Annotated in this window: 21 protein-coding genes; 10 read left to right on the top strand and 11 right to left on the bottom strand. The window is 57.8% G+C overall.

What is annotated here, in order from left to right; genetic code table 11:
- The first annotated feature begins 34 nt into the window (after positions 1-34).
- The 4 genes from LC354_RS07250 to LC354_RS07265 all read left to right on the top strand — a co-directional run bounded on the left by LC354_RS07250 (position 35) and on the right by LC354_RS07265 (position 6,268).
- Positions 35-2,545, top strand: a complete 2,511-nt coding sequence (locus LC354_RS07250) for a penicillin-binding protein 1A (protein WP_223422457.1) — start codon at positions 35-37, stop codon at positions 2,543-2,545.
- Between the two features lie 222 nt (positions 2,546-2,767).
- Positions 2,768-3,892, top strand: coding sequence for a peptide chain release factor 2 (gene prfB / locus LC354_RS07255; protein WP_223422458.1), 1,125 nt, complete (start codon positions 2,768-2,770; stop codon positions 3,890-3,892).
- A gap of 166 nt (positions 3,893-4,058) precedes the next feature.
- Complete coding sequence (locus tag LC354_RS07260) at positions 4,059-5,477, top strand: amidase (RefSeq protein WP_223422460.1); 1,419 nt, start codon at positions 4,059-4,061, stop codon at positions 5,475-5,477.
- On the top strand, positions 5,474-6,268 hold the full coding sequence (locus LC354_RS07265) for a DUF2189 domain-containing protein (RefSeq protein ID WP_223422462.1): 795 nt from the start codon (positions 5,474-5,476) through the stop codon (positions 6,266-6,268). Before LC354_RS07260 ends, LC354_RS07265 begins: the two co-directional genes overlap by 4 nt.
- Here the strand turns inward: LC354_RS07265 and LC354_RS07270 are convergent.
- The 3 genes from LC354_RS07270 to LC354_RS07280 all read right to left on the bottom strand — a co-directional run bounded on the left by LC354_RS07270 (position 6,265) and on the right by LC354_RS07280 (position 8,170).
- Positions 6,265-6,483, bottom strand: coding sequence for a hypothetical protein (locus LC354_RS07270; RefSeq protein WP_317849276.1), 219 nt, complete (start codon positions 6,481-6,483; stop codon positions 6,265-6,267). The genes LC354_RS07265 and LC354_RS07270 overlap by 4 nt on opposite strands.
- Positions 6,480-7,634: an aromatic ring-hydroxylating oxygenase subunit alpha gene (locus LC354_RS07275; RefSeq protein ID WP_223422463.1), complete on the bottom strand. Its 1,155-nt coding sequence runs from the start codon at positions 7,632-7,634 to the stop codon at positions 6,480-6,482. Before LC354_RS07275 ends, LC354_RS07270 begins: the two co-directional genes overlap by 4 nt.
- Positions 7,635-7,756: 122 nt before the next feature.
- Positions 7,757-8,170, bottom strand: a complete 414-nt coding sequence (locus LC354_RS07280; RefSeq protein WP_223422465.1) for a hypothetical protein — start codon at positions 8,168-8,170, stop codon at positions 7,757-7,759.
- A 167-nt stretch (positions 8,171-8,337) separates the two neighbouring features.
- Here LC354_RS07280 and LC354_RS07285 point away from each other — a divergent pair, with 167 nt between their 5' ends.
- Positions 8,338-9,135, top strand: a complete 798-nt coding sequence (locus LC354_RS07285; RefSeq protein ID WP_223422467.1) for a helix-turn-helix domain-containing protein — start codon at positions 8,338-8,340, stop codon at positions 9,133-9,135.
- On the opposite strand, the gene ilvN is transcribed toward LC354_RS07285, so the two are convergent.
- The 5 genes from ilvN to LC354_RS07310 form a co-directional block, all read right to left on the bottom strand.
- Entirely contained in the window at positions 9,132-9,692 is a 561-nt protein-coding gene (ilvN, locus tag LC354_RS07290) for an acetolactate synthase small subunit (RefSeq protein ID WP_223422469.1), read from the bottom strand. The two genes, LC354_RS07285 and ilvN, sit on opposite strands and share 4 nt — an antisense overlap.
- 95 nt (positions 9,693-9,787) lie before the next feature.
- The gene (locus LC354_RS07295) at positions 9,788-11,539 is read right to left on the bottom strand and encodes an acetolactate synthase 3 large subunit (protein WP_223422470.1); all 1,752 of its coding nucleotides are present in this window, start codon (positions 11,537-11,539) and stop codon (positions 9,788-9,790) included.
- A gap of 378 nt (positions 11,540-11,917) precedes the next feature.
- Positions 11,918-13,033 carry an alpha/beta hydrolase gene (locus LC354_RS07300; RefSeq protein ID WP_223422472.1) on the bottom strand — a complete coding sequence of 372 codons (1,116 nt, stop codon included), beginning with the start codon at positions 13,031-13,033 and terminating at the stop codon, positions 11,918-11,920.
- An 836-nt stretch (positions 13,034-13,869) separates the two neighbouring features.
- Positions 13,870-14,514 carry a response regulator transcription factor gene (locus LC354_RS07305; protein WP_223422473.1) on the bottom strand — a complete coding sequence of 215 codons (645 nt, stop codon included), beginning with the start codon at positions 14,512-14,514 and terminating at the stop codon, positions 13,870-13,872.
- Positions 14,511-15,947 carry a cache domain-containing protein gene (locus tag LC354_RS07310; RefSeq protein WP_223422475.1) on the bottom strand — a complete coding sequence of 479 codons (1,437 nt, stop codon included), beginning with the start codon at positions 15,945-15,947 and terminating at the stop codon, positions 14,511-14,513. The genes LC354_RS07305 and LC354_RS07310 overlap by 4 nt, the downstream gene beginning before the upstream one ends.
- A gap of 250 nt (positions 15,948-16,197) precedes the next feature.
- Here LC354_RS07310 and LC354_RS07315 point away from each other — a divergent pair, with 250 nt between their 5' ends.
- From LC354_RS07315 to LC354_RS07325, 3 genes are all read left to right on the top strand, one after another.
- On the top strand, positions 16,198-17,283 hold the full coding sequence (locus LC354_RS07315; RefSeq protein ID WP_223422477.1) for a TRAP transporter substrate-binding protein: 1,086 nt from the start codon (positions 16,198-16,200) through the stop codon (positions 17,281-17,283).
- A gap of 116 nt (positions 17,284-17,399) precedes the next feature.
- Positions 17,400-18,335 (top strand): TRAP transporter small permease subunit, encoded by a 936-nt coding sequence (locus LC354_RS07320; RefSeq protein WP_223422479.1) that lies wholly within the window; start codon positions 17,400-17,402, stop codon positions 18,333-18,335.
- Between the two features lie 74 nt (positions 18,336-18,409).
- Positions 18,410-20,764 carry a TRAP transporter large permease gene (locus LC354_RS07325; RefSeq protein WP_223422480.1) on the top strand — a complete coding sequence of 785 codons (2,355 nt, stop codon included), beginning with the start codon at positions 18,410-18,412 and terminating at the stop codon, positions 20,762-20,764.
- A 168-nt stretch (positions 20,765-20,932) separates the two neighbouring features.
- On the opposite strand, the gene LC354_RS07330 is transcribed toward LC354_RS07325, so the two are convergent.
- The 3 genes from LC354_RS07330 to LC354_RS07340 all read right to left on the bottom strand — a co-directional run bounded on the left by LC354_RS07330 (position 20,933) and on the right by LC354_RS07340 (position 22,731).
- Positions 20,933-21,751: an arginyltransferase gene (locus LC354_RS07330; protein ID WP_223422482.1), complete on the bottom strand. Its 819-nt coding sequence runs from the start codon at positions 21,749-21,751 to the stop codon at positions 20,933-20,935.
- A gap of 77 nt (positions 21,752-21,828) precedes the next feature.
- Positions 21,829-22,263: an RDD family protein gene (locus tag LC354_RS07335; protein WP_223422484.1), complete on the bottom strand. Its 435-nt coding sequence runs from the start codon at positions 22,261-22,263 to the stop codon at positions 21,829-21,831.
- A 60-nt stretch (positions 22,264-22,323) separates the two neighbouring features.
- Positions 22,324-22,731 (bottom strand): DUF2852 domain-containing protein, encoded by a 408-nt coding sequence (locus LC354_RS07340; protein WP_223422485.1) that lies wholly within the window; start codon positions 22,729-22,731, stop codon positions 22,324-22,326.
- A 663-nt stretch (positions 22,732-23,394) separates the two neighbouring features.
- Between LC354_RS07340 and LC354_RS07345 the strand changes: the two genes are divergently transcribed.
- Positions 23,395-26,160: a [protein-PII] uridylyltransferase family protein gene (locus tag LC354_RS07345; protein WP_223422487.1), complete on the top strand. Its 2,766-nt coding sequence runs from the start codon at positions 23,395-23,397 to the stop codon at positions 26,158-26,160.
- Entirely contained in the window at positions 26,157-26,435 is a 279-nt protein-coding gene (locus LC354_RS07350; RefSeq protein ID WP_223422489.1) for a hypothetical protein, read from the top strand. The genes LC354_RS07345 and LC354_RS07350 overlap by 4 nt, the downstream gene beginning before the upstream one ends.
- Positions 26,436-26,558 lie beyond the last annotated feature (123 nt).

Genomic DNA, 26,558 nt, shown 5'->3' on the forward strand with positions numbered 1-26,558 from the left:
CAAAACAACCGAGTTTATACAGGTACGAGTGGGCATGTTCCGGTTTATCTTATCCTTCTTTGGCGGGATTTTCACGATGGTCACGATGAGCATCGCTATGGTCGCCTTGTCCATCGGCGCGGTGCTGTGGGTCTATGGCCGCGATCTGCCCAGCCACGAATCGCTGGCGCAGTACCAACCCGCCACCATCAGCCGTATCTATTCCGGCGAGGGACAGATCATCGACGAATTTGCTCAGGAACGTCGCCTGTTCGCGCCCGCCGATACGATCCCCAACATGGTCAAAGAGGCGTTTATCAGCGCCGAGGACAAGAATTTTTACACCCACGAAGGTTACGACCTGCGCGGTATCGCGGCGGCTGGTTTCGATGCGGTGAAATCACGGGGGCAGGACGTGCGCGGGGCCTCGACGATCACCCAGCAGGTGATGAAGAACTTTTTGCTGTCCGGCGATCGGCAGGCAGAGCGCAAGATCAAGGAGATCATTCTGGCCGCCCGTGTCGAGGAGGCGCTGAGCAAGGAAAAGATCCTCGAACTCTATATGAACGAGATTTTTCTGGGCCAGAACTCCTATGGTGTGGCGGCGGCCAGCCAGACCTATTTCAACAAGACCCTGGATGAACTGGCACCGCATGAGGCCGCCTTTCTGGCCTCCTTGCCCAAAGCACCGTCCGACTATCATCCGGTACGCCGCAAGGATCGATTGTTGGCCCGCCGTAATTTCGTGCTCAAGGAGATGATGGAAAACGGTTATCTCGATCAGGATACTTATCAGACCGAACTCAACATGCCGCTGCGCTCTGTACAGAACGGCGATTTCGACAGCTTTCGCGGTGAATTACCGCCGCGGGATTACTTCACCGACGAGATTCGCCGCCAGTTGAGCGAAGATTTTGGCGAGGGCGAATTTTTTACCGGCGGCTACACCGTGCGCGCCACGATCGACGCCGAAATGCAGCCCATAGCCGCCCGCGCTTTGCGTCGGCAGCTGGAAGCCTATGACCGAAATCAGGGGATTTGGCGCGGGACCGGCAAGAAGCTGAAAGCGGAACAGCTTGAGAACTGGCAAGAGGCTTTGGCGGGCGTTACGGTCGCGCGGGATATCGATCTGGAAGGACTATGGCGGCCTGCGGTCGTTCTCGAAGTGGGGGGCGATCAATTGCGCCTCGGAATCGAGGACTGGAGTGACACCGAGGCCACTCCGTTGGTGCCGCGTGATGACATCAGTTGGGCCAGGGGCAGCTTTGCCGACAATTTTGAAGTTGGTGACGTTGTCCATGTGCGCGCCATGACGTCCGACAGCGATGGATCTTTCATTCGCTGGACCTTGCGGCAGGTGCCCCGCGTTCAGGGTGCTTTTGTCGCGATGGATGTGGATACCGGTCGCGTGATCGCCATGCAGGGCGGGTTCAGCTATCAACACTCTGTTTTCAACCGGGCCACACAGGCCAAGCGACAGCCGGGATCATCGTTCAAGCCGTTTGTGTATGCCGCAGCACTGGACAGCGGCTATTCGCCCGCGACAATCGTCGTGGACGCGCCGATCGAGATCAACACGCCGCAGGGCCTGTGGCGGCCGCGCAATTATTCCAACAAGTTCTATGGTCCGACGCCTTTGCGCACGGGCATCGAGCAATCTCGGAACCTGATGACAATCCGCCTCGCGCAAGAGATCGGTATGGATGTCGTAGCCGACTATGCCGAGCGCTTTGGTGTTTATGATGATATGGGCCGGTTCCTCGCCAACTCGCTGGGCTCAGAAGAAACGACGCTCTATCAGATGGTATCGGCCTATGCGATGTTCGCCAACGGCGGCGAGCGTGTCGAGCCGACTTTGGTGGACCGGGTGCAAGACCGCTTTGGCCGCACCGTCTATCGCCATGACCAGCGCACCTGCACCGATTGCACCCAACTTGTCAGTCTCGATTCAGGCTTTGGTCCGCGTATTGTGTCCAATCGCGAACAAATTATGGACCCGATTACGGCTTATCAGCTGACGTCCATGATGGAGGGTGTTGTGCAACGCGGAACTGCGGCGCGCACCGTGAACCTGCCGGTTCCGATCGCGGGTAAAACGGGCACGACCAATGAGGCGAAGGACGTGTGGTTTATCGGATTTTCCAGCAATATCGCGGCGGGCTGCTACATTGGCTACGACCAGCCACGCCCTATGGGCAGAGGTGCGACGGGGGGCGGTATGTGTGGCCCGGTCTTTACCGAGTTCATGGAAGAGGCCGTGGGCAAGTTTGGCGGCGGAGACTTTGCAGTGCCTCCGGGCGGACGTTTCATCAAGATCGACCGTTTTACCGGTGCGCGACTTGGGGATGATGCATCCGGCGACACCGTAGTGGCCGAGTATTTTCGGGACGGCGAAGAGCCAGTCTTTGGCGTGATGTTCGATGGTGGCTTTGCGATGGGGGCGGACCTGCCGCTTTTTGAAGAGGCGAATGTCTCGGGGCGTCAGGTGACCACGTCGACCGGCAAAAAGGCGGTTGTCGGCCCCAAGGCGAATTTCGGGACACTGAGTTCGGGTGGCTTGTATTGACGACGTACGGCGCTGTTTCCGGCCCTCATGGGCCCGGAAAGGCGCCCCGCCCGCCGTCCCGTTCCGTGCCGCCTCCTGTCTTTGGGCTTGCATTCTTGCGGTAGCGGACCGATTTAGTCGCGCGAGCTTGTTCGCCGTGAACACCTGCGTGGCAGGGTCCCTTGAAGCGGGTGGGGGGCTGGTTTATCACCTCTATTCCAACCCTCGAGAGGCCGGATTGTCATGCGCGCAGAAATTCAGAACATCGTGGCGGAGATTGAAAAATCCATAGCGCTGTTGGCCCAGCGTCTGGATGTCGAAACCGCGTCGCATCGCCTTGAAGAATTCAACGCCCGGGTGGAGGATCCCAACCTTTGGGATGATCCGACCGCGGCGCAACAGTTGATGCGGGATCGCCAGATGCTGGTCGATGCGATGGACACCCATGCACGCATCAAAAGCGAGTTGGCGGACAATGTCGAGTTGATCGAGTTGGGTGAGATGGAAGAGGACGTCGAAGTGGTGACTGAAGCCGAAGAGGCACTGAAAACCCTCGCTGTCACCGCAGCCCAAAAAGAGCTTGAAGCCTTGTTGGATGGCGAGGCGGATGGCAATGACACCTTTCTTGAGATCAATTCAGGTGCCGGCGGGACGGAAAGCTGCGACTGGGCCGCGATGCTGGCGCGCATGTATGTGCGGTGGGCCGAGAAAAAGGGATACAAGGTCGAGTTGCAATCCGAGAGTGCGGGTGAAGAGGCGGGCATCAAATCCGCCACCTACAAGATCAGTGGTCCGAATGCCTATGGCTGGATGAAATCGGAATCCGGTGTGCACCGCCTTGTTCGGATCAGCCCCTTTGACAGTGCTGCCAAGCGCCACACGTCCTTTACCTCTGTCGGGGTCTATCCGGTTGTGGACGACAATATCGAGATTGAGGTGAACCCTGCGGATATCCGCATCGACACGTACCGTTCCTCCGGTGCGGGTGGTCAGCACGTCAACACCACGGATTCGGCCGTGCGCATCACCCATGCGCCCACAGGGATCGTGGTGACCAGTTCGGAAAAATCGCAACACCAGAACCGTGATATTGCGATGAAGGCGTTGAAGTCCCGCCTGTATCAAATGGAGTTGGATCGTCGCAATGCGGCCGTCAACGAGATGCATGAAAACAAGGGCGATGCGGGCTGGGGCAATCAGATCCGGTCTTATGTGTTGCAGCCCTACCAGATGGTAAAGGATCTGCGGACCAATTATGAGACATCCGATACCAAAGGTGTCTTGGACGGAGATCTGGACGGGTTGATGGCGGCCACGCTGGCCATGGATGTGAGCGGCAAGAGCCGTGCGGACGCGCAGGCGAGCTAAACGTTTCAGGCTGTTGGTTGCTTGATCCGCATGCGGTTCGCGTTCTGAAACCGGGCAGGGGGCCAGCCCCCCGTCCTGCGGACGTCCCCCGGGATTTTTTGGAACAGAGAAGACACTGGTTCGAAAATCGCTTGCGCCGCGTTCCCGGATTGCGTTCAGTTCGGCCATGGAAATTTGCGAAACGGATGCACTGGTTCTGAGCGCTGCTTTGGCCGCAGGAGAGGTGAGTGCAGTTGAGGTCATGCAGGCAACGCTTGCGCGTATTGCCACGTGGAATGGCGCGGTGAATGCGATCGTTTCGCTGTGCGATGATGACGCGGTGATGGCCGAAGCTGCGGAGGCGGATAAAACGCCGTCCAAGGGCTGGCTGCACGGAATTCCCATTGCGATCAAGGAAACGGGCAATGCCAAGGGTTTGCAGACCTGCAAAGGCTCGCCCTTGTTGCTGGGGCAGGTGGCGGAGCACGACGATATTGCCGTAGGGCGACTGCGCGCCGCCGGTGCCATTGTCATTGGCAAAACGAATGTACCTGAGTTCGGGCTGGGATCGCATTCTGTAAATCCCGTTTTTGGCGCGACCCGAAATCCATATGACACGTCGCGCAGTGCCGGTGGATCATCGGGGGGCGCGGGGGTTGCATTGGCGACCGGCATGACCTGCGTGGCGGATGGATCGGATATCATGGGGTCGTTGCGCAACCCGGCGGCATGGAACAATGTTTATGGATTGCGACCCAGTCATGGGGTGGTCCCGTCGGAACCGCGCGGCGACACGTTTCTGCAAGAGATTGCCACCAACGGACCGATGGCGCGTAGCCCGCGTGATCTGGCAGCGATGCTGGACACAATGGCAGGACCTGACCCGCGCCAGCCAAATGTTGCGGCCCACGCACCCAGCCTGCCGCAAATGCATGGCGACCTGACAGGCTTGCGCATCGCTTGGCTTGGTGATTGGGGCGGCGCATTTGCGATGGAGCCGGGTGTGATCGACTTGTGTGCCGCTGCACTGACGTCAATGGAAGCGCAAGGCCAGCGGGTGGACGTGCTGTCGGCCCCGTTTGATCTAGACGCGATGTGGCGGTCGTGGATCACGTTGCGCAGTTTTTTCCTCGCGGGCCACATGAGCCCGCTTTATGCGGACGAGAGAATGCGCGGGCAATTGAATGCCAATGTCCTATGGGAAATCGAAAAGGGTCTGAGCCTGCGTGCGATGGATGTGCATAAGGCCAGTGTCGTCCGATCTGACTGGTTCAAAACGGCGGCGACGCTTTTTGAAACCTACGATGTTCTGGCGCTGCCCTCGGCGCAGATGTGGCCCTTTGATGTGACGCTGGATTGGCCCCGCGAGATCAATGGGGTTCAGATGGACACCTATCACCGCTGGATGGAGGTGGTTGTGCCCGCGAGCTTGATTGGTCTGCCTGCCATCAGCGTTCCTGTGGGATTCGGCGGGCCGGATGATCTTCCCATGGGGTTGCAACTGATCGGGCGACGGGGCGCGGATGCCAAGCTGCTGCAATTGGCGGAACGCTGGCATCAGGCGACGCATTGGCCTAGAATGAGATCTCCGAAGGTACCGACATGACAACCATAGAACATATCGAACATGCTTTTCCGCCCGGAGTGCCGCCCATTGGCGCGCCACTTCCCGGCTTCATTGGACGGGCCTTGCGTGCCGGATGGTCGGATTTCATGGCCGCCCCCGCCTTTGGCCTGATCGCGGGCGTGGGCGCCGTTCTGGCGGGATGGGCGCTTGCCGGGATAACGGTGTGGGCCGGGAATACATTCTGGCTGATCCTGGCGGTGTTCGGCTTTCCCTTGATCGCACCGCTCTGCGCGCTTGGCACATATGAGGTGTCGCGCAGGATCGGAGCAGGCGAAAGCGTCAAGCTGGGTGATGTGGCCGCGCGGCTCTGGGCCGAGCGGTTACGCCAATTGCCCTGGCTGTCGATGATGATCGTCGTGGCATTGCTCTTTTGGTTTTTCCTCGGGCATATGATTTTTGCCCTTTTTCTGGGGCTGCGCCCGATGGTCAATATAACATCGTCCTATGACGTGTTTCTGACCGGAAACGGACTGATGATGCTGGGTCTTGGATCGGTCGTCGGGGCCGTGTTTGCCATGGTGCTCTACGCGTTCTGCGTTTTGGGTCTGCCGCTGTTATTGGCGCGTGAGGTTGACTATATGACCGCGATCCTGACCAGCGCGGGCCATGTTCGCAAATACCCTGTGCAGATGCTCAGCTGGGCCGTTGTTATTGTCGTCCTGCTGTTTCTCGCGATCTTGCCGGGGCTGCTGGGGTTGCTGATCGTGCTTCCATTGCTGGGACATGCATCGTGGCATATCTATGCCCAGATGGCCGACGGGGCGCGCTAAAGCGGGCTTTCGCGGCCCATCGCCACGAGTTTGGACCGCAAGTCATGGGCGTCAGGATGCCCAAGCTCAAGCGCAAAGACATGCGCGTGCGTGAGATAGAACCCACGCGCGGCGTCATTGGTGGCCCCTTGAGCGGCCTCTTGGTAAAGCGTCACAAGGGCCGTGGTGTCAGCACGCGCATGCGCATCCAGTAACCGCGCATCCAGTTCCATCATTCAGCGGCTTGGGCCTGTGCGCGGTGCGCCGCCATCCGGCCCGCAACCCAATCGTGGAACATGTGCGTCGGCCCGTCCATGGCCGGCGAAAAGCGACCGCCATCGAACATCGGGGCATAACGGCCGCGTTGCATCCCTTCGACGACAAAGATGTCTTCTTCGAAAACCAGTTTCCATTGCTCCGTATTGCGGGTGCGCAACCCAGGGTCCGTGTCTGGTTTCGCGTAATACAGATGGACGTGTTCGGTGGTCTTTCCCGGTCCTTGAGGCACCAGAATTATGGCAAAGGCGTGATCGCGGTGCACCCCCAGCAGGACATTGGGATAGGCCGTGATATATTCGGCGGCCGTGTCCCACTTGTTGCTGAGGTCTGCGAAATCAGGGAATGTCGCGCCTGCGTCATCTTTGAGTTGACGGTAGACCAACGTGCCCTGGCCGGAAAACCGCCCCTGCGCTTCGATGTGATAGTGATCTTCGAGGCGGGAATAACTGTTCAATCCGGGATGCACCCAGGGCAGGTGATAGCTCTCGCAATAGTTTTCGACGGCAAGTTTCCAGTTGCAATTGACGTCCAGTTGGAAACGGCTGTCGGCACCGCCGTGGTAGAGCGGTTTGTCGAATTCCGACCAGCGCGCAATCAGATCGGCATTCACGACGTCGAATGCAGGCGCATCGCCCGAGATGTTGATCCACACCACATCCATCCAGATGTGGCTGCGCACTTCAATCAAGCCCAAAAGGCTGCGGTCGATGCCGTCGGCCGTGTTCTGGCCGGGCCCGCCCACATGGGGGGTGGAGACCAAACGCCCTTCCGTCGAGTAACACCAACTGTGATAGGGGCAGCGGATGGCCCCTTCGATCTTGCGGGGCGCGTCCACGAGAATCATGCCGCGATGACGGCAGATGTTCTGAAAAACGCGAACCTGACCGGATTTGTCGCGCACCAGCAAAAGGGGTATGTCGATAAAGGTCATTGGCTTTGCGTCGCCGGGCTCCGGGACATCGGCGGCTACGGCCAATCCGGCCCATCCCGCCATCAGCACGGCACTGCTCTCTTTGGCAAAAACATCCGGGTCAATGTAATGCGCGTTCGGTAATCCATTGGCTTGCGCGATGGGTTGACGTACGGCGCTGAGATCTGTGTGGTCCATTCTGCCCTCCGAATGCTGATACCAAAGCATAGGGGCCACGATGCAGAACGTATGTTCGTTTTCGACCAGAATTTTCTGGTTGCGACACCGGGGAGAGGCGACCGGTGACGAATATCGGTGTTTCAGACGCGCCGACGTCGAATCGTCGGTGGGGCGTGCGTTGTTTTTTTTGTAGGTGGAATTTGAAACGGCACGATCTTGGCACTGTCGCCGGGCTCTTCAGAAGCAATGTTCGTTGATGCGTGCAGGACTTTCGTCAATGACGAACCGAACGTTGCCGCAAGCTGTTTGGTATTGTGCGCGAGGCGCAGGTTTCGTTGGGTCGAAACCTCGAACTCGACCATATCGCCCACCTCGAAAAAATGGTCTGGAAGATGTGCGTTATTCGGCGCAGAAAGATAAGCCAAATCACCGTGATCTTCGCACCATATAACAGCCTGTTTATCGCTGGGGTCGGTCCATAGTATTACGCCGATCATTATTCTACCCAAAATTGCGCTCTCGCCATCCAACCTGATTAAGAGTTGATTTGACATGGCAAAACTCGCAACTTGGGCTTGCATTTTGTGTCTGGTATACTATCCTTCAGTTGCAATTTAGCGTCGACACTGACGCTGGAAAGCATCAGAAGTCTTGTCGTGCACGTCCCGAACAAATCTTCAAAGCGTTTGCAGGACCATACAAAGCGAGTTAGGCGTAGCCAATGGCTGAGATGCGCAGATCACCCTCGGAATTGCGCAACATGTTCGGATTAAATCTGCGAAGCTTGGCAACAGGCTACCCGTCGATTTCTGAATTGTCGCGTCAATTGGGGATAAACCGAACCCAATTCAATCGATATTTGTCTGGAGAGAGCTTTCCGCGGCCTGACGTTTTAGCGCGTATATGCTCTTTCTTTGACGTCGATGCGCGTATTTTGCTGGAGCCCGTCGAAAACATTGGACATGGCAATGACCCGCTTGGCGACCCGTTCTTGCGTGATTTCATGGGGCAAGAGGCCCGAGACGTACCTGAGAGCCTCTTTCCCTCCGGCTTCTACCGGTTTTCCCGCCGAAGTTTTCTGGATCGATTACAATATGTGCTCGGACTTGTCTGGGTGTTCCGCAAGGACAACGCGACCTTCATTCGCGGCTTTGAGGCCCGTGCCGCGATGCAATCGCAAGGCTTGCCTTCCGGTCGCAATGCACGTGAATTTCGAGGTCTCGTCCTGCGTCAGGAGGAAGGGGTCGGGGCGTTGATCTCGCGCCGCAGTTTGATGACCGGCTCTTTCAACTTTCTCAATCGGGTGAGTTCATTCGAAAACAACTTCTGGGTCGGCTATGTGACGCGCACCGTGCGCGAAACAACCGAAAATGAAAGGGTTGTACGCATGGTATATGAGTATCTTGGTCACGGGCTTGGACCTGCAAAGGCCGCGGGCAAGGCTGCGGGCTATTGCGCCTTCGAAGATTTGTTGCCCTTTCACCAACGCTTGCTCAAGGCCGAACAGCCCTTTGCCTAATCACCGCGCGGCAAGGCCGCAACGCCGGTGCGTGCCACTTCGGTCAAACCCAATGGGCGCATGAGATCGGCAAAGGCGTCGATTTTTTCCGGGGCGCCCGTGATTTCAAACACAAAGCTCTCCAAAGTGCTGTCCACGACGTTGGCGCGGAAAATATCAGCGAGGCGTAACGCTTCGACGCGTTTGTCGCCCTGACCAGATACCTTGAACATTGCCAGTTCCCGCTCGACAGAGGGCCCTTCGACGGTGAGATCGTTCACTTTATACACGGATACGATCCGTCCGAGCTGTGCCTTGATCTGTTCGATTACCTGTGGTGTTCCGGTGGTGACAATGGTGATCCGGCTCAGGTGGCCTTGATGGTCCACTTCGGCGACGGTCAGGCTTTCGATATTGTATCCGCGCCCGGAAAACAGCCCGATTACACGGGCCAGAACCCCCGGTTCGTTTTCGACCAGAACGGCGAGCGTATGTTTTTCGACGGTGTCCGAAAATGTTGGGCGCAGGTTGTAGGCGGAGTGGCTGCTGGAGCCTTTTTTGAGGTTTAGCGCTGACATTGCTTGGTTCTCACTTATTTGAAGGGCAGGAGCGTTTGGAGCCGCCGGAAACCGGCACGGTTTCCGGCTCGTTTTCCGTGTCGGAAAACGGCGCGTTACACCAAAACCGATCCTTTTGCGTCAATAACACCTTGCGTGTCGGCTTCGCCGAGCAGCATTTCGTTATGGGCTTTGCCCGAGGGGATCATCGGAAAACAGTTTTCGTGCTTTTCGACCAGGCAGTCAAACAGAACCGGCCCGTCATAGTTGAGCATTTCCATGATCGCGTCATCAAGATCATCCGGATCCGAACACAGAATGCCTTTTGCGCCAAAAGCTTCCGCCAACTTCACGAAATCCGGCAAGCTTTCCGACCATGAATGCGAATACCGTTCCCCATGCAGCAATTCCTGCCACTGGCGCACCATGCCCAACCGTTCGTTGTTCAGGATGAACTGTTTTACCGGCAGGTTGAATTGCATCGCGGTTCCCAGTTCCTGCATGTTCATCAACCAGGACGCTTCGCCCGCCACGTTGATCACAAGCGCTTCGGGATGCCCCATCTGAACGCCGATGGAGGCGGGAAAACCATAGCCCATCGTACCCAGTCCGCCGGACGTCATCCAGCGATTGGGATCCTCAAAGTTCAGGTATTGCGCCGCCCACATCTGATGTTGGCCCACTTCGGTACAGATATAGCGATCATGGTCCTTGGTCAGCGCCTCAAGACGTTGCAAGGCGTATTGCGGTTTGATCGTCTTGCCTTCCTGCTTGAACTTCAAGCAGTCAACTTTCTTCCACGCATTGATCTTGCTCCACCACTGCGTCACAGGTGCAGCATTCGTCTTGCGACCGCGCGATTTCCAGACCTTCAAAACGTCCTCAAGCACATGGGCGACGTCGCCCACAATCGGAATATCGGCCTTGATCACCTTGTTGATGGACGAAGGATCGATATCGATATGTGCTTTCTTCGACTTGGGGCTGAACGCATCGAGGCGCCCGGTGATGCGGTCGTCAAAGCGTGCACCGATGTTGATCATCAGATCGCAATCATGCATCGCCATATTCGCCTCGTAGAGCCCATGCATTCCAAGCATTCCGAGCCAGTTTTTACCGCTGGCGGGATAGCATCCGAGCCCCATCAGGGTCGAGGTGATCGGAAAACCTGTGGCGTCCACAAGTTCGCGCAGCAATTGGCTGGCCGCGGGTCCCGAATTGATCACACCGCCGCCGGTGTAGAAGATCGGGCGCTTGGCCGTTTCGATCGCGGCCACGAGTTCCATGATCTCTCCCATGTCGCCTTTGACCTGCGGCTGATACCGCGAGGTGGACGGTTTGGCACTGGTATACTCCCCCGTGGCAAACTGGACGTCCTTGGGGATGTCCACCAGAACGGGTCCGGGTCGACCGGAGGTGCAGACGTGGAACGCTTCGTGGAGCACCCCGGCCAGCTTGTCCGTTTCCTTCACCAACCAGTTGTGCTTGGTGCAGGGACGGGTGATGCCGACCGTATCGGCCTCCTGAAAGGCGTCCGAACCGATCATGAATGTCGGCACCTGACCTGTCAGCACGATGATTGGAATGCTATCCATCAGCGCGTCGGTCAGACCAGTAACCGCATTTGTGGCGCCGGGGCCGGACGTCACCAGGCACACGCCGGGCTTGCCCGTTGCGCGCGCATAACCTTCGGCGGCGTGTACCGCGCCTTGTTCGTGGCGCACCAGAATATGCTTGATCGAGTTTTGTTGAAAAACTTCGTCGTAAATCGGCAGCACAGCGCCACCGGGATATCCGAATACCGTGTCGACGCCCTGATCAATGAGGGCCTGGACGACCATTTTCGCTCCGGTCATTTGACGTTTCATGTCCGCGTGCTCCGAGTTGCGGTTGCTGTTGCGCATAAAAAAGCCCCCGGGTTTCGGGGGCGCATGGGTATCGATTTGGATTTCCGTTACCGGCCCATGCGCTGATGTCCTACGATGACGACTAGTTTTGTCATTGCCAAAAGGCCCTTCTTTGCGTGGTCGGAACCTATGCGTGCCCAAAAGGAGCGTCAACAGCCAATCAGAGAAAAAAGTGTCGCTGATCGAAAAAAATACGACACAATCTTTCGTTTCGGAGGCTTTCGCAGAAATAACGGCAAAATTTATGCCAGAATCCGCCGAAGCACCCAAGATCCGGGGTCAGTCTGTGCTGATCCCGGATGGTTTTGCAAACGAACGCCTGTCGAGCGGTTGCCCTGCTCAGTTTCTGAAAATTCGCACTGGAACGCCGTCCAGCAACTCGTCGAGTGGCCTGTCTTGCCCGCTCGCACCGAAATCGCGGTTTGAATTCAGGCCGACTCCGATCAGTTGCACCACTTCGGGAGAGCCAGCAAATTTCGAATGGCTTCCGGAGGTCGAATCGCTGACCTGTCCAAGATCAATGACCGTCACTCCGAATGCTTCAAGGGCCTCCACGTCGGCGGCACCCACACGTGGCACGCCCCCCGCAATGCGGCGCGAAATTCTCAGGGCAACATCATCCTTGGAAATCAGCAGGTACATCTTTTCGAGGATGGCGGGCGGTAATTCTGTGATTTGAGTTTGAAACAAGTCGATATCAATATCGGGCGATGCCAGCACAATGTGATTGATCCGTGTTCTGGTGCCGAGTTTGCCCTGAGCATGCGCTCTTGTCAGCCCTTCCATCGTCAGAAACGTGCCCATTGAATGTGCGAAAACATCGACGCTTTCGGCTTTTGTTTTGCTCAGTATTTCTGCCATTTCATCGAGCTTTGAACGTGCAACCAGCGCGCTGTTGATATCGTAAACATAGGCGCTGCCCTTTGCCGCCGATGCCCAGGTATAAAGGACCGGCACTCCTGTGAATCCGGTATCCTCGACAAACTGGGCGAGCCTCAGGATTGCTTCGCTGGCCGTGTTGTTAAATCCATGCACGAAGACCAACAGCCTTCGGTCGCCGGGGGCGCGTTTGGCCAGTTCGCGGTTCACCTCGGAAACGAACGTATTGTTCCCTTCATATATGATCGGATTGACAACGGTGAATTCCGTGCGGGGGTCGGGTGGCAGTTTCTCGGGTCGTTCCAACATGCCGGTTACATGGGTTGGCGGGATCGTTGCATCGACCGAGGCAAGGGCAAGTTCCGGTGCGCGTTCCGCGGAAAAGAAGGCACCAACAACTTCTGACGCCTCGCGCGTGGAAATGATGAACACGCGGTGCTTGGTCAGGTCGACGACGCTGTTGACGGGGACTTCTGGATTGATGACGCCGATGATTTGCGGTGCGCGCGTGCACGCGGTCAAAACCAGGACCATGAGTATGGCAATCAGTGGTTTCATTTGAAATCGCGTTCCCATGATCTCTCTCCTAAGGTGCGAGCGACCGAAACTATCACGGCCGCCCAAGATCAACAGTTACAAGGGGGGCGTAGGTATTCGCAACTAACATTGTCAAAACCATCAATTAACATCGGCGCGCGCGCCTTTGTGAATGACCTGCAAGAGATCGCTCCTGATATAGGAGCCAACGCCTGAAGGACTGCGCGGGTGGAAAGCGGGGTGAATGCGCGTTTTGCGGCAGCATCTGAACGCAGGAAAGGTTGTTGGGTGGCTGCGCGGTTTCAATTCTGCTTGAGGCTAGTCACCCTATCGCCTGTGACCATGCAGTTGATATCGGACGTTTATGTCCGAAATCGTAATAACCTGTGGCCACAAAAGACACATGCATAGAGCCGTCGATGTGTGCGCTCACACTCTTTACGTGTTTGACCTTGAATTTGTACCCGCCCACGTCTTTGACCGTTTTATTGGCTTTGTGTGCGCAGCGCCCGACGCCGTTTTCGTCTGCGTGCAGGTTGGGACGCGGAATATAGTCTTGGTGTCCACGTTCATGTTGATCGCCGACGACAACCGCCCCGAGAAGACCGAGTGCGACGATGCTTGTAATGGCCTCTGCCGTGTCATCATGCGCAAAGGACGGGGCAGGCACGAGGGGAAGTGTGGAATTGTCGCCGGAATCACTAACGGCGGTGTGTCACCAGGCAAACGGGGAGCGCTTTGCGTAATCGTTCAGACTGCGTTGCTATCGGGTGGTTAGAGTCGCAGCCTTGGCGTGGCGCCTTTTACGCCCGAACAGGGTGATCCCACCCATATGTGCGATCAACCTTGCACGGCACCGGTGGGATGCGGTGACTTCAGAATGCGTTGCCTGTGCCCTGCAAGACGCCGTGTTCCAGCGCATAGCGCGTCAGCCCGGCGGTGGAAGAGATCCCCAGCTTGCGCTTGATGTTCTTGCGGTGCGTTTCAACCGTGCGGACGGATATATCGAGAGCGTTGGCCACTTCCTTGTTCGACAGACCCCGCGCCAATTGCAACAGGATCGTCTGCTCCCGGCTCGTGAGCGCGCTGGTCACATCGCCGGATTTTGGCGCGATTGCGCCTTCGGCCCCGGTACACAGATACTTTTCGCCGCGCATGACCGTTTCGATGGCTTCTGCAATCTCGTCCGTGGGTACGTCTTTTAGGACATAACCCATGGCGCCGTGGCTGAGCGCGGAAGAGATGTATTCGGGATTGTCATGCATGGACAGAACCAGAATTCGGGTGCCGGGGCGACGTTCCAACACCATCTCGGTCGCGGTAAGCCCGTCCATCTCTGGCATGTTGAGATCCATGAGAATGACATCAGGTGCGAGGGTTTCCAGTTGATCCAACGCCGCGCGTCCGTTGTGCAGCGTGCCGACGACTTCGATCCCATCGTGATCTTCGAGCACGGACTGAATGCCTTGGGCGACCATGGGATGATCATCGACGATGAGGACACGGATAAGCGGAGTCATACACGGACGCTTTCATTGGGTTGAGATTTGGTTTGGGTTGTGTCTTCGGGCGGCAGCAGGTGGGTGAGGGGGACTGTTACCTCGATCACCGTGCCGCCATGGGTTTCAGACAGGATCCGGAACTGTCCGTCAAGCTGTTCAACCCGCTCTTGCATGTTCCGTAACCCGATGCCCGATGTCTGGCGATCGCGTTTCGCGTCCAGTCCGGCGCCATTGTCGCTGATGCGCAGCGTCGCACCCCGTTTGTGACCGCGCAGGTCGACAGTCACCTTGGTGGCATTGGAATGGCGTTCGATATTGGTGAGGGCTTCCTGGGCGACGCGGTAAAGGGCGATCTTGGCCTCGGAATCGAGCCGGTTGCGAAAGACCACGGTCGTGAATTCCGTCTCGATCCCGGTGCTTGTGCCAAAATCGTCGACCAGCGTTTTCAGGGCAGGGCCGAGGCCCAGATCGTCGAGGACGCCGGGGCGCAAGTCACGGCTGATCCGGCGCACCTCCGCGATGGCCGTGCCAAGATTTTCGATCCCGCGCTCCAGCGGCTCGCTTGCCGTGTCCTGCCCCTTGTCCAGACGTCGGCGCGCTGTGTCCAGAGCATAGCGGACGCCGACGAGGATCTGACTGATGCCGTCATGCAATTCCCGCGCGACGCGACCGCGTTCTTCTTCTTGTGCATCGAAAACCAGTTGGGTCAGCTTTTTCAACTTGGCATCCGCCAGCCTGCGCTCACGGATGTTCAGCGCCATCCCGGAGCCAAAGACGAGCAAGAGCGCCGTGAGCGTGATGACAGAGATATAGTAGAACGTGCGTTGCACGCGCGCCTCTACTTCTGCGCGGGCCACGGCGACGCTGGTCAGGACATCGTCAATGAAGACGCCGGTTCCCACGGCCCACCGCCAAGAGGGAAAGGAGGTGACATAGGTGATCATCTCGGCCTCTTGCCCGTTGGACGGTTTGGGCCAAAGATGCGTGAGGTATCCGTCGCCTTGGCGCGCGATCTCGATCAGATTGGCGATCACGGGCGTGCCGCGGCTGTCGGTCAAATCCATGTGATTGTTGTTGATCATCTCGGTCTGGCGCGGATTGACCAGATTGGTGCCGCCATAGTCATAAACAAAAAAGAACCCTTCATCGCCGTAGATCATCGCCGAAAGAATCTGGGCCACCTGATCCTTTGCGTCCTGATCATCCGGCGCTGCTGAGCCATATATGAAATAGAAGCCGTTGCGCGCCTGGGTCACGTAATTGCGCAACTCGCGTTTTTTTGCTTCGATCAGCTGTGTTTCCAAGGCTTGGATCTCGCGTTCCGCCAAAGCACGCGACTGAACCCCGACGAGCACGGCAATTGCCGCGACCGCCAAGATCAGCGGAATTCCGGCTACCAGAGACAGCTTTTGCCCGTATGTCAGGCGCAGATGAGAAAAGTGTGAGCGCACACGCGAATCGATACGACGAACGCGCGGCGAATCATAGGGGCGAGCACGGTTGTACGGGCGCTAACACTGAGCGGAAACTTTAGCGAATGCTACTAATTGGCGAATTTTATTGAGTAAAAACCGCATAAGCCCGCATTTCTACGCAGTACTAGGTATTTCAATTGGAAAGCCCATCGCTAGTGTGACGACACTCGAATCGATCCGCCCGTCCTTCACTCGGACAGGCATCATATCTGGGAGGAATAACTCTATGGATCGTCGTTCTTTTTTGAAGACGTCAGCACTGGGTGGCACTGCTGCCGCCGCTACAACTCTGGCCGCACCGGCCTATGCGCAAGGCAAACGTACCCTGACAATGGTTACGTCCTGGCCACGCGGCTTTGCCGTTCTGGATGACGCGGCCAGCTATCTGGTCGAATACACCGAAGCGATGTCCGATGGACAACTGACCATCGACAAGAAAGCCCCGGGCGAGCTTGTTGGCGCGCTGGAAGTGTTCGACGCCGTGTCGTCGGGTCAGGCGGACATGTATCACTCGGCGGATTACTACTTTATCGGTCAGCACCCCGGTTACGCCTATTTCACAGCAGTTCCGTTTGGTGGCACCGCACAGGAAGTCACCAACTGGTACGAGCATGGCGGCGGTCAGGAGCAGCACGATGCCTTGGGTGAAATCTTCAACCTCAAAGGCATGCTGGCGGGGAACTCCGGTTCGCAGTCCGGTGGCTGGTTCCGCAACGAGATCAATTCGGCTGACGACTTCAACGGCCTGAAGTTCCGTATGCCCGGTCTGGGTGGCAAGGTACTGGGCAAGTTGGGCGCATCGGTCCAGAACATCCCCGGTGGTGAATTGTATCAGGCCTTGTCGTCCGGTGCTCTGGACGGTCTGGAGTGGGTCGGCCCGATGGCGGATGAGCGCGCCGGCTTCCAGGAAGTTGCCAAGGTCTACTACACAGCTGGTTTCCACGAGCCGGGTTCCGCACTGTCAGCCAACGTCAACCTTGACGTCTGGAACGAGTTGTCGCCACAGCACAAGGCGATCTTGCAAGGTGCAAGCCGTGCGACGACCTACTTCCAGCTCTCCGAAACGCTGTCCAACAACGGTGCCGCGCTGGCCCGTTTGCAGCAGCAGGGCGTCAAGACGCTGCAATTCCCGGACGATGTTTGGGATGCCTTCGGCGCAGCTTCGATCGAGGTGATGGACGAAAACATGGACGACGAAATCTTTGCGGGCATCCGCAAGTCGTTCGAAGAAAGCCTCGCGACATCCGCCAGCTGGATCAACAAGTCCGACGGCTTCTATGTCGAGCAGCGTGTGCGCGTTCTGGGCGGCTAAACGGGTTCCGACCGAACAAAAAAGAGGTCCCCCATCGCGGGGGGCCTTTTTCTGACTGATAAGAAGAAAATCTGTTGTACAGTCAGACCTGTGGCAAGACTTGACGGGGGAGATTTATGGAAAACGAAGGTGCCGTATCATTCGGTCAGATTCTGTCTGCATTAGGCGGAGGTATCGTCTGGGTGTTTCAGGAATTGTTGATGGCGTATTATAATATCGCCTATGCCATCACGCATCCCGGACTGTGGCTGGATTGGAGTAACAAAGAAGCGATCATGCGCTTTGTTTACTACGGTGGGTCCACTGAGTTTTTCTTTGCCATAATGGCGATCCTGTTGGTCATTACGGCCATCGGTATGTGGCGAAACGAATTCATGTGGGGCGTCGTACGCGTTCTCGAAGGTTTCGCAAACGGCATCGGTCGGCTCTTTGCCTGGGCGGGCCTGCTTATGGTCCTGCAACAGATCATCATCGTTTTCATGCAGCGGATTTTTACCCGGCCCGACATCTCGTTCGGCTTCGGCATTCCACTGCAATTCGATATCTCCTGGTTCGCCGAAGAACTGAAGCTTTACAATGCGTTGGTCGTTTGTCTTTGCGTGACCTACACCTTCGTGCAGGGTGGCCATGTACGCGTCGACCTGATCTATTCCGCCGTTGGTCACCGGGCCAAGCGGGTGATCGACATGTTCGGGTCGCTCTTCTTCATGATGCCGGCGGCCGTCCTGATCTGGATGTACGGCTGGTACTTCCTGTGGCGCCACCTGATCGTGCCGAACCCGTCCGCCTCCGACACGCTGGACAGGTTGCTGTTGAAATCGCGTGCGCTGCGCTGGAATGTCGAGACGATTGGCTTCAGTCCCAACGGGTTCACGGCATATTTCCTATTCAAGATCCTTCTTGTCGCCTTTACAGCGCTCGTCTTCCTACAGGCCGTGGCTTTCTTCTACCGCTCGTTTCTGGAGTGGAAGGAAGGACCTGAAAGCGAAGGCAAATACCTCGACCGTGACAGTCTGGGTGAGGGCGAAGAAGCCTATGAGGGCACGCACTGATGATCCGTCGCAACAGCACAGCAGGGCCGAACGCACGGCTCGCAATCAAAGACAAGAAGTAGGGGCAGAAAATCATGTTGTTTGGACTTGATGGCGTCGAAGTCGGCCTGATCATTGTATTCGTCTGCCTCTTTGGGGGCATCCTTTCGGGCTTTCCGGTGGCCTTCGCCATCGCGGGGGCAGGGGTCATTTCCTTCGGGATCATCGCGGCGCTCGACAGTGCCGGATTGCTGATCCATCAGGCGATCGACCAATCGAGTGCCGCCTATCGAGATCTGGTGAATTCCGGGATCAGGGCGGATACGATCAGTATTTTCCGATACCCTGATTTGCCGCGGATCGGCGAACCGGTGTTTCCGAGCGGATGGGAAGTGGCCTTGGATCGCAACGTGTCCTTCGTCGTGAACCGCATGAATGAACGCGTTCTTGCGGGCCAGTCGATCGAGACGCTGCTGGCCGTTCTGATGTTCGTGCTTATGGGCATCACCCTGGAACGCTCCAAAATCGCCAACGATCTGCTGACCACGATGGCGCGTGTCTTTGGCCCGCTGCCCGGCGGTCTGGCCGTGTCGATCGTCGTGGTGGGTGCGTTTCTGGCGGCCTCCACCGGGATCGTGGGTGCGACGGTTGTCACCATGGGCCTGTTGGCTCTGCCGACCATGTTGCGCAATGGCTACTCGCCTGAACTGTCAACCGGGGTCATCGCGGCCTCGGGCACTTTGGGGCAGATCATTCCACCCTCGATCGTGATCGTCTTGCTGGGGACGCTTGCGGGTGACTTGTATTCTGCGGCGCAAGAGGCGCGGGCGCAGACGGCAGGGTGTACCGACGCGCTGACCTATCTGGGCGAACCTGCGGTTGTGTCCGTCGGGACGCTCTTTCAGGCGGCATTGTTGCCGGGGATTTTGCTGGCGTTGCTATATGCGCTCTATGCCTTTGGCTATGCATTGCTGAACCCGGACAAGGCGCCTGCCGTGCCGATGGGGGCGACAAATGCCGAACCGATCACACGTGGTGAAGCGTTCACATGGTTTCTGGGCGCGCCTGTCCTGATCATTGTGGGCACGATCCTGTTGGGTAATCTCAACGTCGTGGGCAGCCAATCAACGGTCGTTTCGGCCTTTTCCGACATCGGTGAAAGCGCGAGCCTGCGCACCAATGTGGGCGAAGAGTGCCAGGCGGCGATGATTGAACTGCACGGGCAGGAGGCATGGGATGTTGCCGTTGCGCAGCAGGTCGTTATCTCTGACGCTGGTGGGGTTCAGCAATCCGAACGGTTGACCGACGAAGAATACGCAGCGGCCGTTGAGGCCAAGATTGCATCGGCAGCACCGATCGGGACCGGCACGGCCATCTTGCTGGTCTTGCTGGGTTTGATCATGACCACGGCGCGCGGCATTGCACCCAGCCATGACGCACGCCCCTTGCTGATCGGAGGGGTGGGCATCGTGCTGGCCTTGCTGGTCGATATAGCGCTGGTGCGACCGACGACTTCGGCGGGCCTTTACGTCGTGCTGATGTTCATCCCGTTCATTCTAATCATGTATGGTGTGATCGAAGGGGTGAAACGCTGTTCCAAAAACGAACTGATCCGGGTGGTTTTTCCGCCGCTGGTCTTGATCGTTGCGGTTCTGGGGTCCATTCTCGGCGGGATCACGAACCCGACGCCCGCTGCGGCGCTGGGGGCAGGTGGGGCCATCATGCTGGCGGCCTACCGCAAGCTCACGGATCAGGATCGCAGTCCCAAGATCATCATCTGGTCTACGTTGGCGATTATCGTATGTATCCTTGTGGGTGTGAACTTTGACCTGCGGATCAATCAAGATGGGGTCAGCTTCCAATCCTGGGTCGCGTTCTTTGTGGCTTATGCGGCGTATCTCTACGCGCTCTTTGGGTTGCTGTTCAGCTGCTACATCCTGTTCGTGTCGGGGGTTCTGACTCCGGTGGTGCGGGAAACGGCCAAAGTGACGAGCATGGTGTTCACCATCCTGATCGGCTCGCAACTGCTGAACCTCGTGGTCATCTCTTTTGGGGGCGAGCATTACATCCAGCAATTCCTGAAATCGTTCGACAACGAGTTCACGGTGTTCCTGATCGTGATGCTGGTGCTGTTCGTTTTGGGCTTTGTCCTCGATTTCCTCGAAATCATCTACATCGTGATCCCGATTGTGGGGCCCGTCATTTACGGCGGTACCTTTGATCCCAAATGGGTGACGATCATGATTGCGGTGAACTTGCAGACCTCGTTCCTGACGCCGCCCTTCGGCTTTGCGCTGTTCTATCTGCGCGGGGTTGCGCCCAAGGAGGTGACGACCGGCCACATCTACCGCGGTATCATCCCGTTCGTGTTGATCCAGGTGGCAGGCTTGGGCTTGCTCTGGACCTTCCCGGGGATCGTGACGCTTGTCCCGGATCTGATCCCGAACTGATCCGAAGGATTGAAGACGAATATAGAGCGGCCCCAGGGCCGCTCTTTTGCGTGTCAGCAGGAGGCACCACTTTCAGTGTTCCGGAATCACGGGCGACAATAAATATACCCATGCGGGCAGGGGCCGCTGACCGCGCGGCCAGGTCGGTCTTGCCTCGGGTGGTTGTGTTCAGGTGGTTGGGCGGGTGTCGGGCAGTGAAATATTTGCCACTTGCTCGGCAATCGGATCGGTTGACAGCGGATGTGTGTCGGGGTGGAAATTTTCCGGATCCGTCATGCGCTGCCAGCGTCCGCCCAAATAGACTTCCAGACCGGAAAACTTGGCTTTGTACCCCATCTTCTGGCTGCCGGGCACCCAATAGCCCAGATAGACGTAAGGCAGGTTCGCTTCTTGCGCGATCTTGATGTGATCAAGAATCATATAGGTGCCAAGCGAGCGCCGCGGCTCATCCGGGGTGTAAAAGCTATAGACCATGCTCAGCCCGTCGCTGAGAACATCTGTCAGGCTCACGCCGATCAGGTCCCCAGTCGCTTTACCGGTATATTCGATGACACGGCTGCGAATGGGCGTCTCTTCGACCATGGCCGCGAATTCGAACACATCCATGTCCGCCATCCCGCCATCGGCGTGGCGACTGTCGAGATAGTCGCGAAATAATGCATATTGGTCTTCCGTGGCCCAAGGCGACGTCGCCCGACGCTTCAAATCGCGGTTGCGATTCTCGGCCCGCCGCTGGCTCTTGGTGGCCTGAAACGCCGAAACATCAATCCGTGCCGACAGGCAGGCCGTGCAATCCGCGCAAGAGGGGCGGTACAGTACGTTTTGCGACCGCCGGAACCCCTGTTGGCTCAGGCTATCATTCAATTTTTCAGCGTTATCCCCTTGCAGCGCCGTGAACAGCTTCCGCTCCATCCGGCCGTCCAGATATGGACAGGGCTGGGGTGCAGTCACATAAAACTGCGGAGCAAGGGGAAGCGAATGACGCATTAAAGTACCGGGTGTCTAGACCGTATTTGCCGAATGATACCAATACAGCGCCAACAGGCAAGGGTGTAAAGATCACCCTAGCCGTAGGCACGTCTGTTGAGCGCGGCACTGCCCATGACCATGTCGGTCAGACCTTGCCCGCGGGCGGATGTCGCCATCAATACGATCGAAATGAGTTGCAGCGGTGCGACGGCCCAGCTGATCATGTATCCCAAGGTATGCAGGAACGCGCCGGACAGATCCAGCCGGGCACCGGACGCGTCGCGGATCTCGATCGCCATCAACCGCATACCCCAGGTCGCCGAACCCGTTGCCAGCGTGATCGTGCGGTAGGCAAAGCTGACGACGGCATAGAGACCGACGAAGAAGAACAGCGCAACAAAGGCAGTGAAGGGAACAATGATCATGGACATCAGCAGGATCACCACTGTGTCTATGAGCCATGCAAACAATCGCTTGCTGGCTACATCCTTGTAGAATTGCGGCTGTGTGACGGGGTCGGCGAGGTTCATTGAGAGGGCTCCGGGAGCAATAGTGATGGCCCCGGAAACCCGGGGCCACAGGAGGGTAGATCAGTCTTCGGATTTGGCGGCTGTCGCGCGTTCGTCCATGAATTGGTCAAACTCGGACTTGTCCTTGGCTTCGCGCAGACGCTCAAGAAACGCCTCAAAACTGTGTTGCTCTTCTTCCAGACGGCGCAGTGTGTCGGCCTTGTAGCTGTCGAAGGCGGCGTTGCCGGTTGACCGCATCGAGGTCATGTGACGCCCCATGGTGCGGGTGCTGCAGGATTTTGAAAACATGCGTTTGCTCCAGATCATGTAGAACAGAAGGGCCAGCCCGACGGGCCAGAAGAAGATGAAGCCGAGAACCATGGCCGCGATCCAGGCACCTTTGCCCTTGTCGTCGAGCCAATGTTCAGCCTTGGAAAACCAGCCACGAGCATTGTGCTGTGTCGGGGCAGTTTGGGACATGGACGTCATTTCTGAACCTTTCAGTTGGGTGGGGTGTCGTGCCCCGGTGAAGATTGCGTATGTGAAGCTGTTTCACATTACCTAGATTGGCATTGCAGGCGCAGACTGCAAGAGTAGATGTGAATGTATTTTACATAAAGTAAATTTTACAAACAAAAACAATAAATTAGATATCAAAAAATAACTGACTGAGGGCCGGTGTGCCATTGGCTCGGCGATAAAATCCGTCCGAGTCGTTCAGATGCGATCACGACATCCGCGCGTGCACTGCAGCAAATCTGTTCGGCTTGATTGCCCGTTTTGGGGTTCATCGTGGCAGGCGCGCCTGTTGCACGCGAAGCTCAAGCAGAGTGTGAAGCTACAGGTTGGTCACCTGTGAATCAACATGGCCACATCGTCTATTTCCGTCGAGCCAGGAGCGAAAAGCAGGTTTACCAGCGAGCAGATCAAGATCACCCAAAGCACCGACCCAAGAAGAAAACTTGGGAAAATCCACCAGCCGTTGGGAAAATTGCGAAACATGAGCGCACACTCTATACCAATTTATCGCTCAAATCATCGCACATTTTGCGTGCGTGCCCATGAGGAACTTACAGCAAACCAACCATGCCGCGATTGATTTAAGGTCACAAGGGGCATTGACGCCGCCTGTGCGGGCTTTGATGTTAAGATATGAGTTTTGCCCATAATCTGACCAAAATGCCGCGTGCTTTCGACCCCGAACGGGGAAAGGAAGCGGTTGATCTTGTCCCGGGACTAGCGGGCGAACTGCGCACGCTTGTGGTCGGTGCCGCGGGGTGCAGCCCGTACCTTGGCGGATTGATCCAGCGCGAGGCCGCCTGGTTGCCAGCCGCAATGGACGCCCCGGATCAGGCGTTGGCAGAGATACTGACACCACCGGACCCGGACGTATCAGACCTGAAGTCGGTGCTGCGCCAGGCGAAGCGTCGGGCTGCACTTTTGATTGGCCTTGCTGATCTCGGCGGCGTCTGGAGCCTTGAGCAGGTGACTACGGCTTTGACGCAACTGGCAGACATGGCCTGCCAGACGGCGCTGTCTGCAGGATTGGCGACGCAGGTCAAACGCGGCAAACTGCCGTCCCGTGACGTTGGTCTGGTCGTTCTGGCCATGGGAAAGATGGGCGCCTTTGAACTCAACTATTCCTCAGACATCGATCTGATCTGCCTCTTTGACGAAACCCAGCATGATCCGGATGATTTCATGACCATCCGCAAGGCCTGCATCAAGGCGGTGCAGGATATGTGCGCCACGCTCAGCGATCTGACGGGCGACGGATATGTCTTTCGGACCGATCTGCGCTTGCGGCCTGATCCGGCGGTGACGCCGGTGGTGCTGTCGATGGGGGCGGCGGAACGCTATTATGAAAGCCTGGGCCGGACATGGGAACGGGCCGCCTTCATCAAGGCGCGCGCCTGTGCCGGGGATATCGTTGCAGGCGAAGCGTTTTTGAAAGAGCTCAGCCCCTTTGTGTGGCGTCGGCATCTGGACTTTGCCGCGGTACAGGACGCCCACGACATGCGCCTTGCCATTCGTGCCCATAAAGGCACCGGCGGGCCGATCACGCTGCCCGGGCACAATATGAAACTGGGGCGCGGTGGCATTCGCGAGATCGAGTTTTTCACCCAGACCCGACAGTTGATTGCAGGTGGGCGCGATGCCAGTCTGCGGGTGCGCGGTACGGTGCCAGGGTTGCATCGGCTGGCCGAAAAAGGCTGGGTCGCACATGGTCTCGCGACCAAGCTCAGCGATCACTACCGGTTTGCCCGCACGGTCGAACACCGGGTTCAGATGGTGCGCGACGCTCAGACCCATACCCTGCCCAATAGCGATGCAGGGTTCGAACGGCTCGCCGCCATGATGGGCACCGAACGCGCACCGCTTGAAGCGGAGCTAAAGGCGCGTCTGGCCGAGGTACATACCGAAACCGAAGGCTTCTTTGCCCCCGGATCGACCGAAGCCGCTCCGGAATGTGCCGATATCGATCTGGCCATGCAGGCCCGATGGCGCAGCTATCCGGCCTTGCGCAGCGCAAGGGGGGCGGCCCTGTTCGACCGGATCGAGCCGATGCTGCTGGCGCGTTTGGCCGAGACCGCAAAACCCGCCGAAGCGCTCGCGGCATTTGACGGTTTCCTGTCCGGTCTGCCGGCGGGCGTACAGTTGTTTTCGCTGTTCGAGGCCAATCCCACGCTGGTGGACTTGTTGGTTGATATCGTCGGAACATCCCCCGCCTTGGCCCAGTATCTATCGCGCAACGCAGGCGTGCTGGATGGGGTGATCGGGGGAAGTTTCTTTGCACCTTGGCCGGGGCAAAAGACCCTCCAAGGGGATGCAAGCCAGATCATGACAGCGCAGACGGATTACGAAGCCAAACTCGACGCGATCCGGATCTGGGCCAGGGAGTGGCATTTCCGGATCGGCGTGCACCACCTGCGCGGCTTGATTTCCGCCTCCGAGGCTGGCGAACAGTATTCCGATCTGGCCCGCGCCGCCTTGTCGGCCTTGTGGCCCGATGTGCAGGCACAGTTCGGACAACGGTATGGTCCGCCGCCGGGGCGGGGCGCTGTGATCCTCGGGATGGGCAGTTTGGGGGCTGGTCTGTTGACCTCGCATTCCGATCTGGACCTGATCGTGATCTATGACCCGCTGGATGCCGAACAGTCCGATGGCCCGCGCCCTTTGTCGACGCGTCCCTATTATGCGCGGCTGACACAGGCGCTGATCACGGCGGTTACAACCCAGACCGCCCATGGACGGCTCTATGAGGCGGACATGCGGTTGCGTCCGTCGGGAAATCAGGGGCCGGTCGCCACAAGCTGGGCCTCGTTCCGGAGCTATCAGGAAAACGATGCGTGGTTGTGGGAGCATCTTGCCCTGAGCCGCGCCACCTGTATCGCGGGGCCTGCGCCGTTGGCGCATGATATCGAGGCTTTTCGCCAAGAGATCATCGCGCGTCCGCGCGATGCCCGTACCGTTCTGTCGGGCCTGCGCGACATGAGGGCACGGATCGCGGCAGCGAAATCCCCACAAGGGATTTGGGATGCGAAACTGGGGCCGGGCCGCTTGCAGGATATCGAGCTTTTGGCGCAGGCTGGTCTGTTGCTGAAGGGGTCTGCCGCACGTGATGTTGAAACCGGCCTTGAGGGTGCTGTCGCTACGGGACTGTTGAACGCCGCAGATGCGCAGACACTGACGGAAACCTACGCCATGATGTTCCAGGTGCAGATGGCATCGCGATTGCTCACGATCGGGCCAGTGGACCCACAAAACGTGGGCACAGGTGGACAGGCGATTTTGTTGCGCGCCGTCAGCGCGGACAGCATGGATGAGGCGGAGGCACGTCTGCAAAAGATGGCAACGGCGTCGGACGCGATCATCAGCGTGGCTGTGGGCGCAACAGATGAGAGCGACGGGGCATGATCCGCAAAGGGGACGCAGACGATCCGAAAGGTCTGATCTTCGAGGCCTATCGCATCGAGGGTATTTCCAAGCCGGAGTGCCGCACGATCTTTCTGGATTGGGCGCTGAGCCTGCCCGATGGGCGGGACGCGGTTGAAACCGTTGCGACATTGCTGACCCGCTACAGCGCGGATCACGCGGATCATCCGATGACCGAGGTGTTGCAAGAAGGGCGGGACCGCATGAGGAAACCCCGCCGCCGGGGCGGCTGGCGGTCGCGCCAAAGGCCCAATTGATTGGTTGCCTCTCATGATTGCATTGTCGGCGCACTCCGGTTGGGTCGACGCAAATCGCACGGGTTTCAGAACGCGAATTCGGCGCGCCTGCTTGCCGGGCACCAAATCTGATCTTTCGCAGGG

It is taken from the genome of Tateyamaria pelophila, from assembly GCF_019966495.1.
In the GTDB taxonomy this organism is placed as follows: Bacteria; Pseudomonadota; Alphaproteobacteria; order Rhodobacterales; family Rhodobacteraceae; genus Tateyamaria; species Tateyamaria pelophila.

What these genes read in the sequence shown, in the direction of transcription:
- LC354_RS07275 (WP_223422463.1), bottom strand. Translation starts at nt 7,634, where the DNA reads ATGGACCACACAGATCTCAGCGCCGTACGTCAACCCATCGCGCAAGCC.
- LC354_RS07265 (WP_223422462.1), top strand. Translation starts at nt 5,474, where the DNA reads ATGACAACCATAGAACATATCGAACATGCTTTTCCGCCCGGAGTGCCG.
- LC354_RS07325 (WP_223422480.1), top strand. Translation starts at nt 18,410, where the DNA reads ATGTTGTTTGGACTTGATGGCGTCGAAGTCGGCCTGATCATTGTATTC.
- LC354_RS07335 (WP_223422484.1), bottom strand. Translation starts at nt 22,263, where the DNA reads ATGAACCTCGCCGACCCCGTCACACAGCCGCAATTCTACAAGGATGTA.
- LC354_RS07345 (WP_223422487.1), top strand. Translation starts at nt 23,395, where the DNA reads ATGAGTTTTGCCCATAATCTGACCAAAATGCCGCGTGCTTTCGACCCC.
- LC354_RS07295 (WP_223422470.1), bottom strand. Translation starts at nt 11,539, where the DNA reads ATGAAACGTCAAATGACCGGAGCGAAAATGGTCGTCCAGGCCCTCATT.
- LC354_RS07350 (WP_223422489.1), top strand. Translation starts at nt 26,157, where the DNA reads ATGATCCGCAAAGGGGACGCAGACGATCCGAAAGGTCTGATCTTCGAG.
- LC354_RS07270 (WP_317849276.1), bottom strand. Translation starts at nt 6,483, where the DNA reads ATGATGGAACTGGATGCGCGGTTACTGGATGCGCATGCGCGTGCTGAC.
- LC354_RS07260 (WP_223422460.1), top strand. Translation starts at nt 4,059, where the DNA reads ATGGAAATTTGCGAAACGGATGCACTGGTTCTGAGCGCTGCTTTGGCC.
- LC354_RS07250 (WP_223422457.1), top strand. Translation starts at nt 35, where the DNA reads ATGTTCCGGTTTATCTTATCCTTCTTTGGCGGGATTTTCACGATGGTC.
- LC354_RS07300 (WP_223422472.1), bottom strand. Translation starts at nt 13,033, where the DNA reads ATGGGAACGCGATTTCAAATGAAACCACTGATTGCCATACTCATGGTC.
- LC354_RS07330 (WP_223422482.1), bottom strand. Translation starts at nt 21,751, where the DNA reads ATGCGTCATTCGCTTCCCCTTGCTCCGCAGTTTTATGTGACTGCACCC.
- prfB (WP_223422458.1), top strand. Translation starts at nt 2,768, where the DNA reads ATGCGCGCAGAAATTCAGAACATCGTGGCGGAGATTGAAAAATCCATA.
- LC354_RS07280 (WP_223422465.1), bottom strand. Translation starts at nt 8,170, where the DNA reads ATGTCAAATCAACTCTTAATCAGGTTGGATGGCGAGAGCGCAATTTTG.
- LC354_RS07320 (WP_223422479.1), top strand. Translation starts at nt 17,400, where the DNA reads ATGGAAAACGAAGGTGCCGTATCATTCGGTCAGATTCTGTCTGCATTA.
- LC354_RS07315 (WP_223422477.1), top strand. Translation starts at nt 16,198, where the DNA reads ATGGATCGTCGTTCTTTTTTGAAGACGTCAGCACTGGGTGGCACTGCT.
- LC354_RS07305 (WP_223422473.1), bottom strand. Translation starts at nt 14,514, where the DNA reads ATGACTCCGCTTATCCGTGTCCTCATCGTCGATGATCATCCCATGGTC.
- LC354_RS07285 (WP_223422467.1), top strand. Translation starts at nt 8,338, where the DNA reads ATGGCTGAGATGCGCAGATCACCCTCGGAATTGCGCAACATGTTCGGA.
- ilvN (WP_223422469.1), bottom strand. Translation starts at nt 9,692, where the DNA reads ATGTCAGCGCTAAACCTCAAAAAAGGCTCCAGCAGCCACTCCGCCTAC.
- LC354_RS07340 (WP_223422485.1), bottom strand. Translation starts at nt 22,731, where the DNA reads ATGACGTCCATGTCCCAAACTGCCCCGACACAGCACAATGCTCGTGGC.